The 13,620-nt window shown below is 68.3% G+C and carries 12 protein-coding genes; 5 read left to right on the top strand and 7 right to left on the bottom strand.

All coding sequences use genetic code 11. From position 1 onward, the window contains the following. Positions 1-30 precede the first annotated feature (30 nt). Positions 31-2,559, bottom strand: coding sequence for a TonB-dependent receptor (locus tag HSX14_RS03500; RefSeq protein WP_173177582.1), 2,529 nt, complete (start codon positions 2,557-2,559; stop codon positions 31-33). Positions 2,560-2,972: 413 nt separating this feature from the next. Here HSX14_RS03500 and HSX14_RS03495 point away from each other — a divergent pair, with 413 nt between their 5' ends. Together HSX14_RS03495 and HSX14_RS03490 are read left to right on the top strand one after the other, a co-directional pair. Further along, complete coding sequence (locus HSX14_RS03495; protein WP_107329735.1) at positions 2,973-3,890, top strand: GGDEF domain-containing protein; 918 nt, start codon at positions 2,973-2,975, stop codon at positions 3,888-3,890. A gap of 8 nt (positions 3,891-3,898) precedes the next feature. Next, positions 3,899-4,933, top strand: a complete 1,035-nt coding sequence (locus tag HSX14_RS03490) for an AraC family transcriptional regulator (RefSeq protein WP_173177580.1) — start codon at positions 3,899-3,901, stop codon at positions 4,931-4,933. A gap of 6 nt (positions 4,934-4,939) precedes the next feature. Here the strand turns inward: HSX14_RS03490 and HSX14_RS03485 are convergent, their stop codons facing one another. Further along, entirely contained in the window at positions 4,940-5,908 is a 969-nt protein-coding gene (locus HSX14_RS03485; RefSeq protein ID WP_173177578.1) for a fimbrial protein, read from the bottom strand. A gap of 211 nt (positions 5,909-6,119) precedes the next feature. Here HSX14_RS03485 and HSX14_RS03480 point away from each other — a divergent pair, with 211 nt between their 5' ends. Beyond that, a complete protein-coding gene (locus tag HSX14_RS03480) occupies positions 6,120-6,590 on the top strand; it encodes an Lrp/AsnC family transcriptional regulator (RefSeq protein ID WP_173177576.1) in 471 nt (156 codons plus the stop codon). A gap of 4 nt (positions 6,591-6,594) precedes the next feature. Here HSX14_RS03480 and HSX14_RS03475 read toward each other — a convergent pair whose 3' ends face one another. Next, on the bottom strand, positions 6,595-7,599 hold the full coding sequence (locus tag HSX14_RS03475; protein WP_173177574.1) for a fimbrial protein: 1,005 nt from the start codon (positions 7,597-7,599) through the stop codon (positions 6,595-6,597). Positions 7,600-7,902: 303 nt separating this feature from the next. Here HSX14_RS03475 and HSX14_RS03470 point away from each other — a divergent pair, with 303 nt between their 5' ends. Next, positions 7,903-9,585, top strand: a complete 1,683-nt coding sequence (locus HSX14_RS03470; protein WP_173177572.1) for a flavin monoamine oxidase family protein — start codon at positions 7,903-7,905, stop codon at positions 9,583-9,585. Between the two features lie 14 nt (positions 9,586-9,599). Next, a complete protein-coding gene (locus HSX14_RS03465) occupies positions 9,600-10,388 on the top strand; it encodes a carbon-nitrogen hydrolase family protein (RefSeq protein ID WP_173177570.1) in 789 nt (262 codons plus the stop codon). Between the two features lie 341 nt (positions 10,389-10,729). On the opposite strand, the gene HSX14_RS03460 is transcribed toward HSX14_RS03465, so the two are convergent. The 4 genes from HSX14_RS03460 to HSX14_RS03445 are packed head-to-tail and all read right to left on the bottom strand — an operon-like array spanning position 10,730 to position 13,559. Continuing rightward, positions 10,730-11,434, bottom strand: coding sequence for a type 1 glutamine amidotransferase (locus HSX14_RS03460; RefSeq protein WP_173177568.1), 705 nt, complete (start codon positions 11,432-11,434; stop codon positions 10,730-10,732). A 1-nt stretch (position 11,435) separates the two neighbouring features. Then, positions 11,436-12,632 (bottom strand): acetylornithine transaminase, encoded by a 1,197-nt coding sequence (locus tag HSX14_RS03455; protein WP_173177566.1) that lies wholly within the window; start codon positions 12,630-12,632, stop codon positions 11,436-11,438. Next, entirely contained in the window at positions 12,625-12,864 is a 240-nt protein-coding gene (locus HSX14_RS03450) for a hypothetical protein (RefSeq protein ID WP_173177565.1), read from the bottom strand. The genes HSX14_RS03455 and HSX14_RS03450 overlap by 8 nt, the downstream gene beginning before the upstream one ends. After that, positions 12,861-13,559: an MOSC domain-containing protein gene (locus tag HSX14_RS03445; RefSeq protein WP_173177563.1), complete on the bottom strand. Its 699-nt coding sequence runs from the start codon at positions 13,557-13,559 to the stop codon at positions 12,861-12,863. The genes HSX14_RS03450 and HSX14_RS03445 overlap by 4 nt, the downstream gene beginning before the upstream one ends. Positions 13,560-13,620: the final 61 nt, after the last annotated feature.

The following is a 13,620-nucleotide window of genomic DNA, read 5'->3' as shown; positions in this document are numbered from 1 at the left end:
CCGCCCTCCCCGGTGGGGAGGGCGTGGCGATCAGAAGTGGGTGAAGGTCAGGCCGATCGTGTAGGTGGGGCCGTATTCCTCGTACTGGGCGTTGTAGCTGCGGCGCCCGGTGTAGACGTAGTAGTGCTCGTCGGTGAGGTTCTGCGCCTCGAAGGACAGCTGCAGCTCCTTCGTCAGGAAGTAGCGGGCGCTGAAGTCGACGAAGGTCTGCGCATCCACGTGCAGGTCGTGCTGGCGGTCGCCCACCGGGGCTACTTCGAACAGGTAGTCGGACTTGTAGTTGGCCGAGAGGCGCAGGCTGAGCGTGTCGTTCTCCCAGCCGAGCATCAGGTTGCCGACGGTGTCGGACTGGTTGGGCAGGTCGATGTCGCGCTCGAGGGTGCGGCCACTGGCGGCGTCGAAGCCCTCGATGCTGGCGTCGGAGCGGCTGAAGGTGGCGTTGGCGCCCAGCAGCAGGCCGTTCCAGGGCGCGGGCAGCCAGTCGAACTTCTGCGAGTAGGCCAGTTCCAGGCCGTAGAGCTTGGCGCTGTCGCCGTTGGCGTAGGTGTTGGCCTCGTCGAAGGTCGCCCAGGCGCCGGTGCCGGCGAGGTCGGTGTTGTAGATGAAGTTGTCGATGTCCTTGTAGAAGAGGAAGGCGGAGACCACGCCGGCGCGGCCCAGGTAGTGCTCGATGCCCAGGTCGAGGTTGCTCGACTCCAGCGGCGACAGGTCGGGGTTGCCGAAGCTGGCCTCGTCGCCGTCGATGACGAAGCCCGGGGCCAGCTGGCCGAAGGTGGGGCGCACCACGCTCTTGGTCCAGGCGGCGCGCAGTTGGGTGTCCTTGTCCAGCTGGTAGCGGGCGTGCAGGCCGGGCAGCCAGTGGTGGTAGTCGCGCTTGCGCTCGATGCTCTCGTAGTCGCCATCGCGGATGCCGGTGCCCTTGGCTTCGAACTCGGTGCCCTCGTAGCGCATGCCGACGATGAAGCGCCAGTCGTCCACGTCCAGGGTGTTCATGAGGTAGGCGGCGTTGATGTCTTCGCTCATGTCGAAGTCGTTCACCCGCGACTCTTCCTCGTTGTAGAAGTCGGCGGCATCGAGCTGGCCGATCAGGCCCTTGATGGCGCTGGCGCTGATGCCGGGGCCGAAGCGGTCGAGGGCGTAGTGCACGGTGCCCTTCTGGAACTGGCCGAGGTTGAGCTGTTCGTCGCTGAAGAAGGTGTCCAGGTCCTCGTAGGTCCAGGCTTCCAGGTCGTTGGTCTTGTCGCGGCGGCTGAGCTTGCCGCCGAACTTGGCCTGGGCGGCGTAGCCGGAGAGGTCGTAGTCACGGGCGAGGTCGAGGCGGATGTTCTTCTCGGTGTCCCGGGTGTTCTGCTTTTCCCAGTCGATCTTGTCGAGGGCGAAGTTGGCCGGGTCATAGAACGCGTCCTCGACGTTGAGGCGGGGCTTCTTGCTGTCGTCGAAGCCGGTGCCGGTGAAGTCGCGGATGCCTTCGAAGGTGGCACCGGCGATGTGGCCGGGGCTGTCTTCGCTGGAGCGGCTGTAGCCGGCCTGCCCGCTCAGGGTCCACAGGCCCATCATGCGTTCGCCGCCGAACACGTAGGACTGGATCTCCTGGGTTTCCTCGCGGTCCTTCAGCTCGCGGTAGCCCTCGCCGTCGCCGGTCTCGCCCGGCAGGCGCGCGTCGTCGAACTCGATGCCGGCAGCGTTGCGCGTCTCGGTGTCCTTGAAGCGGCTGTAGAGGGTGCGCAGGTAGTAGCTGGAGCTGTCGTCGGGCTTGTAGTCGAAGTTGAGGCCGCCGCCGGCACGCTCGCGGGTGATGGCGTAGTCACGCTGTTCCAGCTCCTCCAGGCGGGCGCCGTCCTCGAAGTCCCAGGCGCCGCCGGTCTCGACGTTGTCGGAGCCGAACTTGCGCTCCTGCCAGCTCAGGGCGGCGGCCACGCCGAAGTTGTCGATACCATCGCCCAGGCTGAAGCGGTCGCTGATGGCGCCGGAGAACTTGGGGCTGGTCTTGTCGGTGTTCTCGTCGTAACTCGCTTCGGTACTGCCGGTGTAGAACAGGCCCTCGTGGTCGAAGGCAGAGAGGCTCTCCACGTCGATGGTGCCGCCGAGGGAGTTGGCGTCCATGTCCGGGGTGAGGGTCTTGATCACGGTGAGCGACTGCACCAGCTCGGCGGGCAGCACGTCCAGGGCCACGGCGCGACGGTCGCTTTCCGGGGCGGGCACCAGGGTGCCGTTGATGGTGACGCTGTTCAGGTCCGGGCCCAGGCCGCGCACGCTGACGAAGCGGCCTTCGCCCTGGTCGCGCTCCACCGAGACGCCGGGCAGGCGCTGCACCGCTTCGGCGGCGTTCTGGTCCGGCAGCTGGGCGACGCCATCGGCATGCACCACGCTCTCGACGCTGTCGGAGGCGCGTTGCTCCTTCAGGGCCTTGTCGATGCTCACGGCCTGGCCGACCACCTCGACGTGCTCGGTGGCGCCGGCGGCGCCCTCGTCGGCGGCCAGCGCGACGCCGGCCATGGCCAGGGTCAGTGCGCTGAAGGTGAAGCCCGCGAGCCGGGCGGCGGTGCTGCGCTTGTACATGAATGCTCTCCCCAGGAGTGGTTCCAGGCCAGGCAAATGGCCCGGCAATGTGGGAGCGGACGCTAGGCAGCGCGGATGAAGCTTCTGTGACAGGGCAACGGCACCGGGCGGGAATGGCGGGGTTTTGCGGGGGTAGCCCCGGGGTTTTGAGCTGATAGGACCCGCCCACGCCGCGGTAGGGGCGAATTCATTCGCCCAGCGGAGCGCAGGTCCGCCGCTACCTACAGCCCCGCAGAAGCAGCCCTGCGGGCTGCCTGGCGAATGAATTCGCCCCTGCCAAAAGCAGCGCGAAATGCTGAAAAACACCCCACGTCCCCTGAGCCGATCCGACCCTCCCACCCCGCTCCGGCGCTGCAACCTCGCCGTCACAATCATCTGCTCTGCTGGCCCGGTCTAACCCTGCGGACCTGCCCATGACCTCCCTGCTGAAGCTGCACCGCCTCAAGCTCACCGCGCTGTTCCTGGCTGCCAATGCCGGGTTGCTGCTGCACTTGGCGGTGGGCGACCTGAAGGCGGCCTCGGAGTGGGTGTGGCTGGACATCCTCGGCGAAGGCGGCTCGGCGCTGCTGGCGCTGGTGTGGATCGGCCTGGTGCTGAAAAGCCGGCCCGCCGGGCGGGTGACCAACCTGCTGGTGCTGGGGCTGGCGGGGGTGTTCTTCTCCTGGTGGATCGACAGCCTCGACGAATTCATCCGCATGCCCGACACGGTGCACTGGGACCACTGGCTGGAGTCGGTGCCGATGCCCATCGGCCTGGTGCTGCTGACCCTGGGCATCTACCACTGGCACCGCGAGCAGCTGGCCATCAGCGCGCAGATGGAGAAGCGCGAGCGGCTGTTCCGCGAGCATCGCCAGTTCGACACCCTCACCCCGCTGGGCGACGCCGACTACCTGCGCCGCCAGCTGGAGCTGGGCCTGGGCGAGGCCGCCGCGAACGGCCAGCCGCTGTCGCTGGTGATCCTCGACATCGATGACTTCAGCCAGGTCAACGACCGCTTCGGCCACGCCGAGGGCGACCACCTGCTGCTGGCCCTGACGCAGTTGCTGCTGCTCAACCTGCGCCGCCAGGACCTGCTCTGCCGCCTGGCCGGCGACCGCTTCGTGGTGCTGCTGCCGAACACCGGCGAGCGCCAGGCGCACCAGCTGGCCACGGAGCTGGGCGAGGCGGTGGCGCACTTCGCCCACCGCACCCGCCAGCACGGCGAGCGCCTGCAACTGCGCGCCAGCACGGCGGTGGCGATGGCCCTGGACGAGAGCCCCGAGGCGCTGCTGCAACGGCTCAACCTGGCCCTGGCGAAGGCGCGCTCGCCGCGCCTGGCCCACAGTGCCTGAGGTGCGCGATGACCATCAGGGGTGACTGGTACGAGTGCGACAGCCGCTTCATCCCGGCCCACGGCCAGCCGGCGGTGCTGATCGACCTGGCGCTCTCGCGGGGGATCGACAGCCACCGCCTGCTGCGGGGGACGGGTTTGTTCTACGAGGACATCCTCGCCGGCGGGCAGCTCGTCAGCCCGCAGCAGTTCCTCGGGCTGGTCGGCAATGCCCGGCGCCTGCTGGCCGCCGACGACACGGCCTTTCTCTTCGGCCAGCGGCTTTTGCCCGGCCACTACGGCGCCGCCAGCCACACCCTGCTGCACGCCGAGCACCTGCAGGATGCGCTGGGCCAGTTGATCCGCCAGCGGGCGCTGCTGACGCCGTTGCTGGCGCCCCGGCTGTTGCTGGACGAGCAGGACGCCTGGCTCTACTGGGTGGACGCCTGCGGGGCGGGGGAATACCGGCGCTTCCTGCTGGAGGCGAGCATGACGGCGGTGGCGGCGCTGTGCCGGCGCCTGGGCGGGGAGCGGCTGCCGTGGCGCTACCACTTCGCCCATGGCCAGCCGCGCTGCATCGAGCAGTACTGGGTGCACCTGGGGGAGGAGGTGCGCTTCGACCAGCACGTGGACGCCATGCAGGTGCCGCGCGCCTGGCTGACCCGGGCGCTGCCGGAGGCGTCGCAGACCGCCGGCCGCGTGGCGCGCCAGGAATGTGCGCGCCAGCTGGAGGCGCTGGGCCATCGCGCCAGCCTGCTGGACCGGCTCTACAGCTGGCTGCTGGAGCGGGTGCGCGAGGCGCCGGTGCTGGAGGATGCGGCCCAGGCCTTCGCCATGAGCCCGGCCACCTTCAAGCGCAAGCTGGCCAAGCACGGGACGCACTACCAGGAGCAGCGCGACCTGGTGCGCAAGCACGTGGCGCTCTACCTCTACCGCATCAAGGGCTACGGCAACGACGAGGTGGCGGCGTACCTGCGCTTCCACGACAGCACCAACTTCCGCCGCTCGCTCAGGCGCTGGACGGGGCTCTCCCCCAGCGCGCTGCGCCAGCTGTTCGGGGCTTGAGGGGCGTCATTCGTAGAACAGCGTGAGGGTGGCGGTGGTGATCACCGCGCCGGGGCTGACCGTGGGCTCGACCTGGTAATAGCGCGCGATCAGGGGGATCACGCTGGAGCCGCCGGCTGCGCCGATGTTCAGGTGGTAGGCCTTGGCCCCCAGCACCAGGGGCGTCCCGCCGCCCGCGCCCTTGAGCAGTTGCACCCCCACGCCCCTGGCCATGCCGCTGCCTTCGCTGTTCTTGAGCACCGAGTCGGCGGCCTGCAACCCGTCCACGCGATAGGAGATGCGGACATCGGGGTCGCAGTCGAGCTCGAGGTTGAAGGCCTTCGGCCTGGCACCGCTGCCGACCCCGCTGAAGTGGTGCAGGTTGGCGATGGGCAACTGCACCGTGGTGTTGGGGGTGAGCAGGCGGCAGCCCTTCTTGGTGAACACCAGTTGCGAGGCCGGGAAGGTCAGCTCGTTGGTCAGCACGTTGTCGTAGTACACGCGGATCGGTGGGATGTTGAAGGTGCCCGTTGCGATGGGCCCGGTCTTGATCAGCTGGATCCACCAGCGCTGGGCGGGCACGTACTTGCCCCCCGGCGCCTGCACCTCATACCGGGGGTAGCCCATGTAGACGCCACCGCTCATTGGGAGCGACGGTTGGTTGGCGCTGTTGTTCCAGGCCACCTTGATGCCGACACCGGGCACACCTGTTTCATAGACGTTGGCCTGTGCGGTTGGGGTGGCCGCTGTGTAGTAGCCATGGCTGTGCTTGAAGGTGCCCGCACCGAAGCAGCTCACGCTGGCCTCACCCGTGCCGATCCAGTCGTTGGTGTCGTAAAGCACCGTGCCGACCGGGGCATCGCGCTGCTGGGAAAGGGTGGTCGGAAGCGGGAACTGGGTCTTCTGGCCGGAGCCGGTGCAATTGGCTCCCCAGGTGAGCCCGGAGAGCATGAGCGCCAGGGCACCTGCCAACCTGCTGCATAGGAGAGGGGTCATGGGAACGCCCAAGAAAGTACGGGCGACAGATCCTAGCGGCCCACAAAGCAGTAGCATGTAGGAAAAGGCATAGAGGATTCGCCTCTACCTGTAGGCCATTACCCCTGACCGCCGAATGGCACGGTTCCGCCTGTGGCGTCACCGGCACACCGTGACTTCCACGGGCATTCGGGTAGCCTTGTCACTCCCCTGACCCGCTCGAAGCCTCGCCATGCCAGATGCCCCCGTCTTCCTCGACGAAACCGACCGCCAGTTGATCGCCGCCCTGCAGATCAACGCCCGGGAAAGCGTCGCCACCCTCGCCCGCCGCCTGGGCATCGCGCGCACCACGGTGAATTCGCGCCTGGCACGCCTGGAGCGCAGCGGGGTCATCAGCGGCTATGGGGTGCGCCTGGGCCAGCGGGTGGCGGAGGGAGGCCTGCAGGCCTACGTGGGCATCACCGTCAGGCCGCGCAGCGGCAAGGACGTGCTGCGCCGGCTGACCGGCATGGCCGAGGTGCAGTTGCTGTGCACGGTGAGCGGGGAGTTCGACTACGTGGCCTGGCTGCGCGCCGAATCGCCGGAGCGGCTCGACCTGCTGCTGGACGAGATCGGCAATGTCGAGGGCGTGGAGCGCACCACCACCTCGATCATCCTCAGTTGCAAGATCGACCGCGGCCAGCCGCTGCCGGGGCCGGCCTGAAGGGTCACCGGTAGAACAGGGTGATGGTCGCCAAGGCCGACACCTTGCCTGCGGTTATCACAGGGTCGACTTGGCGGTAGCGGGCCGTCAGCAGGATCGACAAGTCGCCTGAGTTATTGGCCCTTGGCAGGATGACTTCCCGGCCCAGGCGTATCGGACCTCCAAACCCGATCCGATTGAGCAACTGGATGCCTACGCCTTTAGCCATCCCATCGCCCGTCTGGTTTTTCAAAGTGGTGTCGTCGGCCGGATCACCGTCGATCCGGTAGCTGACGCTGAGGCCGCGATCGCAATTCAGCGTGATGGTGAAATCTTCCGGCAAGGCGGTGCTGCCGACGCCGGAGAAGTTCCCGAGCGAACTGCTGCGCAGGTGGTGGGTGTAGTCCCGGCCATCGACCAGCCGGCAACTGCGCGCCTGGAAGGTGATGGCGAGCGGGGGGAATGTCAGGATGTTGGTGCGCACGTCGTGGTGGTGCACCTCAACGTTGGGGATGTCGTAGTTGTAGGTGCCGCTGGAGATCGGCCCGGTCTTGACCAGCTGGACCCACCAGTTGTTCGCGGGGGCGTACCTGCCATGGGGCATCGGCTCTACCGTGCGTGGAGAGTTCATGAACTCGCCGCCGCTCATCTGCGCCGGCAGCGACTTCGAGTCCCGCGACCAGGCCACGCGGATGCCGATACCCGGCACGCCGCTGGGGTAGACGTTCGGCTGCCCCGGAACGGCCGCCCCGCTCAAGAAGCCCTTGCGCAGCCAGAGGTCGCCTGGCAGGAAAGGCGCGCCACATGTGACTTTCGCCGTGCCGCCCTGGAGCCAGCCCTGGGTATCGAACAGCACTGTTCCCACCGGCGCGTCGCGCGGCACCACCAGTTGCGCTGGCAGGGGCGCCGTGGTCTCGGCCGCCTGGACGCCAGAGTCCATCACGCAGGAGGCAAAGCCGCGCGGCTCCGCCTGAACGACCCCGGGCAGCAAACAGAGCAGGATGAACGTACGAAGTAGCCAAGCGTGCATGAGGCGTCTCCCGGTGCACCGAATGCGAAGGCCTCGGATGATGAACTATCGAAAATCGCATACGAGTAGGCCTTTTCCCTCCTTAGCGAAGGAAATATCCCTGCATCGAGAAGGTGACTACCCAGGGGGCTGAGCGGCTGTGCGGCCGAGCGAGACATTCGTCATATCGAATCATCGCGTCGTCGATATGAATTTTATGCGTACTTATCGACGACAAAATTCGTCTTATGGACGAAAAGCAGCCTCCCTAGAATGGCGCCAACGCTGCACAGACAGCCCCTCCAACATCCTTCGCAGGTCGCCATGCACAACAACAACCGCCACCCCGCCGACGGCAAGAAGCCGATCACCATCTTCGGCCCCGACTTCCCCTTCGCCTTCGATGACTGGATCGAGCACCCCGCCGGCCTGGGCAGCATTCCCGTCGAGCGCCAGGGCGAGGAAGTGGCCATCGTCGGCGCCGGCATCGCCGGGCTGGTGGCGGCCTACGAGCTGATGAAGCTGGGCCTCAAGCCGGTGGTGTACGAGGCCTCGAAGATGGGCGGGCGCCTGCGCTCGCAGGCGTTCGAGGGCACCGAGGGAATCATCGCGGAGCTGGGCGGCATGCGCTTCCCGGTGTCGTCCACGGCCTTCTACCACTACGTCGACAAGCTGGGCCTCGAGACCCGCCCCTTCCCCAACCCGCTGACGCCGGCCTCCGGCAGCACGGTGATCGACCTTGAGGGCAAGACCTACTACGCCGAGAAGATGGCCGACCTGCCGGCGCTGTTCCGCGAGGTGGCCGATGCCTGGGCCGACGCGCTGGAGGACGGCGCGCAGTTCAGCGAGATCCAGCAGGCCATCCGCGACCGCGACACCAAGCGCCTGAAAGAGCTGTGGAACAGCCTGGTGCCGCTCTGGGACGACCGCACCTTCTACGACTTCGTCGCCACCTCCAAGGCCTTCGCCAAGCTGTCGTTCCACCACCGCGAGGTGTTCGGCCAGGTGGGCTTCGGCACCGGCGGCTGGGACTCGGACTTCCCCAACTCCATGCTGGAGATCTTCCGCGTGGTGATGACCAACTGCGACGACCACCAGCACCTGGTGGTGGGTGGCGTGCAGCAGGTGCCGCTGGGCATCTGGCGCCACGTGCCCGAGCGCATGGCCCACTGGCCGGCCGGCACCAGCCTGGCGTCGCTGCACAACGGCGCGCCGCGCCCGGGGGTGAAGCGCATCGCCCGCGCCGCCGACGGCCAGCTGGCGGTGACCGATGCCTGGGGCGACACCCGCCACTACGCGGCGGTGCTCACCACCTGCCAGAGCTGGCTGCTGACCACCCAGATCGAGTGCGAGGAATCGCTGTTCTCGCAGAAGATGTGGATGGCCCTGGACCGCACCCGCTACATGCAGTCGTCGAAGACCTTCGTGATGGTCGACCGGCCCTTCTGGAAGGACAAGGACCCGGTCACCGGCCGCGACACCATGAGCATGACGCTCACCGACCGCCTCACCCGCGGCACCTACCTGTTCGACAACGGCGACGACAAGCCGGGGGTGATCTGCCTCTCCTACTCCTGGATGAGCGACGCGCTGAAGATGCTCCCGCAGCCCATCGAGAAGCGCGTGAAGCTGGCGCTGGACGCGCTGAAGAAGATCTACCCGGACGTGGACATCGCCAGCCACATCATCGGCGACCCGATCACCGTCTCCTGGGAGGCGGACCCGCACTTCCTCGGCGCCTTCAAGGGCGCGCTGCCGGGCCACTACCGCTACAACCAGCGCATGTACGCGCACTTCATGCAGGACGACATGCCCGCCGAGCACAAGGGTATGTTCATCGCCGGTGACGACGTGTCCTGGACCCCGGCCTGGGTGGAAGGCGCGGTGCAGACCTCGCTCAACGCCGTGTGGGGGATCATGAAGCACTACGGCGGCGCCACCCATGCCGACAACCCCGGACCGGGCGATGTGTTCGCCGAGCTCGGCCCCATCGCCCTGCCGGAATGACCAGGAGAGACGCCATGCGCATCGCCCTCTACCAGTGCCCGCCCCTGCCGCTGGACCCGGAGGCGAACCTCGCGCGCCTGCACCGCCAGGCGGCCGAGGCAGCACGGCGCGGCGCACGGTTGCTGGTGGGCCCGGAGATGTACCTGAGCGGCTACAACATCGGCCGCGAGGCGGCGCAGACCCTGGCCCAGCCCGACGACGGCCCCTGGGCCCAGCGGGTGGCGGCCATCGCCCGCGAACAGGGCATCGCCATCCTCTACGGCTACCCGGAACGCGGTGAGGACGGGGTGCTGTACAACTCGGCGCAACTGATCGACGCGCGTGGCGAGCGCCTGGGCAACTACCGCAAGACCCACCTGTTCGGTGAGCTGGACCGGGGCATGTTCAGCCCTGGCGAGGCGCCCTGCCCGATCATCGAGCTGGAAGGCTGGAAGCTCGGCGTGCTGATCTGCTACGACGTGGAATTCCCCGAGAACGTGCGGCGCCTGGCCATGGCCGGTGCCGAGCTGGTGCTGGTGCCCACCGCCAACATGGTGCCGTACGACTTCGTCTGCGACGTGCTGGTGCGCACCCGCGCCTACGAGAGCCAGTGCTACCTCGCCTACGCCAACTACTGCGGCGCCGAGGGGGCCATCCGCTATTGCGGCCTCTCCAGCCTCAACGGCCCGGACGGCGAACAGACCGCCCGCGCCGGTCGCGACGAGACCCTCTTGCTGGCCGACCTCGCCCACGAAGCCCTGCAGACCTCGCGCGCCGCGATCGCCTACCTGCACGACCGCAGGCCGGAGCTCTATCGGCCCTGACCGCCCCTTATCTGGCTGGCGAAGCGGGTTCAGTGGTTCCCCGCGTTCGCGGGGATGACGGTATGGGTGGGACGTGGAAGCCACGGTCGAATCCGCGCGGCCTGGTGCTCGGGATGCCGGATTGCACCCGCAGGAGCGCACTCCGCTCACGATGCCCTTCAGCGATCCACGCCGGCTCGGAGTTGACGGCGCGCCGACGGCTCCCCGCCCCTCGTCACCCTCGCGAACGCGGGGGCCCACTGAAACAGCGCGCCTTGTTGACCGGTGCCTGGAATGAAAGACCGCCCGGGGCAAAGGGCAGGGCCGCCGGGCGGTTGAGAAAGAGACTCGAGGGGACAGGGTCAGGTCAGCACGGCGTGCGGCCCGGTGAGGTAGTCGAGCAGGCGGAACAGCGTCGGCGCCAGGGCGCTGCAGTGGGGGAAGCCGTCGCGGATGGCGGCGGCGCTTTCCACCGAGCCGCTGAGGGCCAGGTCGTCGGGGCAGGCTTCGAGCAGTTCGTGGATGCTTTCGGGCGTGCTTTCCAGGTGGCATTGCAGGCCGATGGCGCGCTCCTTCCAGACGAAGCCCTGGTTGGCGCAGGCCGCCGAACCGTAGAGCGGGATGGAGCCGGCCGGCAGGTCGAAGGTCTCGCCGTGCCAGTGCATGGCCATGAGGCGCTGCGGCAGCATGCGGCCCAGCGGCGAGTGCTCGGCGAGGGCGTGTTTCTCCATGGGCCACCAGCCGATCTCGACCTGCCCCGTGCGGACTTGCGCGCCGAGGGCTTCGGCCAGCAGCTGGGCGCCCAGGCAGATGCCCAGCACGCGCTTTTCAGCGACCAGGGCTGCGCGGATCAGCGCCTTCTCGCCGGCGAGCCAGGGCACCACGGCCTCGTCGTGGACGCTCATCGGCCCGCCCATGACGATCAGCAGCTCGAAGGCATCCAGCTCCGGCAATGGGCAGCCGGCATGCAGGTAGTGCACGCGCACCTGGGCCGAGCGCAGGTCGAGCCATTGGGCGATGCGGCCGATGCCCTCGAAGGGGACGTGCTGGAGGATGGCGACGCGCATATCAGGCGGGCTCCTTGTGTTTGCCCCTGGCCAGGGCGAAGGCGCGGTTGAGGCGCTTGAGCATCTCGTCGACGTTGGCGTGGCTGACCGTGAGCGCGGGAGAAAAGCGCAGGCAGTCGCTGGCCAGGCCGTTGATCAGCAGGCCTTCGTCGAGTGCGGCGCGGACCACCGCGTCGGCGCGCTGTTCGATCAGCGGCATGCCGATCAGCAGGCCATGGCCGCGCAGGGGGCCGTGGCCGTGGCGGCGGGCCACGCGGGCGAGGCCTTCGCGCAGGTGCTGGGCGACATCGCGCACCTGTTCGAGGAAGCCCGGCTCCAGCACGGTATTGAGCACGGCGAGGCCGGCGGCGGTCATCAGCGCGTTGCCGTGGTAGGTGCCGCCCTGCTCGCCCGGCTCGAAGCAGCAGGCGTTGCCCCGGGCGAGCAGCGCAGCCAGGGGTACGCCGCCGCCCAGGCCCTTGCCGAGGGTGATGATGTCGGCGCGCACGCCGTAGAGGTCCTCGGCCAGCAGGGCACCGCAGCGGCCGATGCCGGTCTGCACCTCGTCGAGGATCAGCAGCACGCCGCGCTCGCGGCACAGGCGCTCGGCGCCCTGCAGGTATTCGAGGGTGGCGGGGATGACCCCGGCCTCGCCCTGCACCGGTTCCAGCATCACCGCGACGACGCTGTCGTCGACGGCGGCGTGCAGGGCATCGAGGTCGTTGAACGGCACCTTGGTGAAACCGGGCACCTTGGGCTCGAACAGGGCCTGGAAGGCCGGCTTGCCGGAGGCGGACATGGTGGCGAGGGTGCGGCCGTGGAAGCTGTTGCCGGCGGTGACGATGCCGTAGGCGCCGCCACGATGCAGCTGGCCCCATTTGCGCGCGAGCTTGATCGCGCCCTCGTTGGCTTCGGCGCCACTGTTGAGGAAGTAGACCTGGTCGCTGCCGCTGGCCTGGCACAGGCGCGAGGCGAGCTTGAGCATGCCGCGGTTGTAGAAGGCCGGCCCCGGGTTGATCAGGGCCTCCGCCTGGCGCTTGAGCGCCTCGACCACGACGCCGGGGCTGTGGCCGAGGCTGTTGACCGCCCAGCCCTGGGTGAAGTCCAGGTAGGCGCGGCCGTCGGCGTCCCAGAGCCAGGAGCCCTGGCCACGCACGAAGACCTGGGGCGGGCGTTCGACGGTGCGCATCAGGCGCAGGCCGGCGAGGGGGTCACGCATGGTCGGGGACCTCTTCATGGCGGTATTCGATGCCCAGCAGGCGCAGGCCTTCCGGCCCCTGCTCGAGGATGCGGCGCAGCTCGCGGCGCCGGCGGATGCGCAGGGCGAAGCCTTCGGCGAGGGGGAAACGCTCGCGCAGCAGGGTGGTCATCTCCACGTAGCGCGCCTGGCTCACCTCCAGGGTGGCGAGCAGCACGCCGTGGCGTTCCAGATTGATCTGGTAGTCGCTCATGCGCGCATGCCCTCCAGCGGCAGGCCGTGCAGGCGTGCATTCCAGTCCTCGACCTGGCCGCTGGAAAGGCGCCGCGCGGCACCGTCGCGCCAGCGGCCGCTCAGGGCTTCGCAGGCCTGCAGCAGTTGCAGGCCCTCGCGCTCCAGGGGTTCGTGGAAGTAGGCACGCACGGCACGGGCGACACTGAGTTCTGGGAATGGGCGTTCCAGCAACGCGAGGCGATCCCCGGTGCTGACGAAGCCGGGGCGCAGCACGCGGTAGAACCAGCCGCAGCGGCCGGTGTCCTGCACCAGGCGCGGCAATTCCTCGATGCCCCAGCGGCGGCTCAGGCGGTAGCAGGGCGAGCGCGGCTGGCTGACCTGGATGATGGCTTCGCCCCAGCGGAAGCTGTCGCCGATGCACACCTGCTCTTCGGTGAGGCCGTAGGTGGAGAGGTTCTCGCCGAAGGACGGGGCCTTCCAGGCGAGGTGGCGGTAGTGCTTGCGCCAGTAGCGGTAGTGCTCCGCCGGGTAGTGGTGCAGGGCGCGCTCGGGGCCGCCGTGGAATCGCGGGTCACCCTGCTCGTCGCTGCCCAGGCCCTGGGGCCAGAGCCAGAGCCGGTGTTCCACCGGGCGCTTGTCGATCGCGCTGCTGAGTCCCCCGCCGATATCTTCGGCTTTGCCTATGAATACACCTTTTACTTCCAGGCCCTGCATGTCGTGCTCCAGCGCTTGAACCAGGTTCTATGGCCGCTAGACTAGGGCCTTGCCGCTGCGC

Source organism: Pseudomonas tohonis (genome assembly GCF_012767755.2).
GTDB classification, from domain to species: Bacteria; Pseudomonadota; Gammaproteobacteria; order Pseudomonadales; family Pseudomonadaceae; genus Metapseudomonas; species Metapseudomonas tohonis.
Note: the sequence above shows the minus strand (reverse complement) of the source record. Positions and strands in the feature narration are given on the sequence as shown.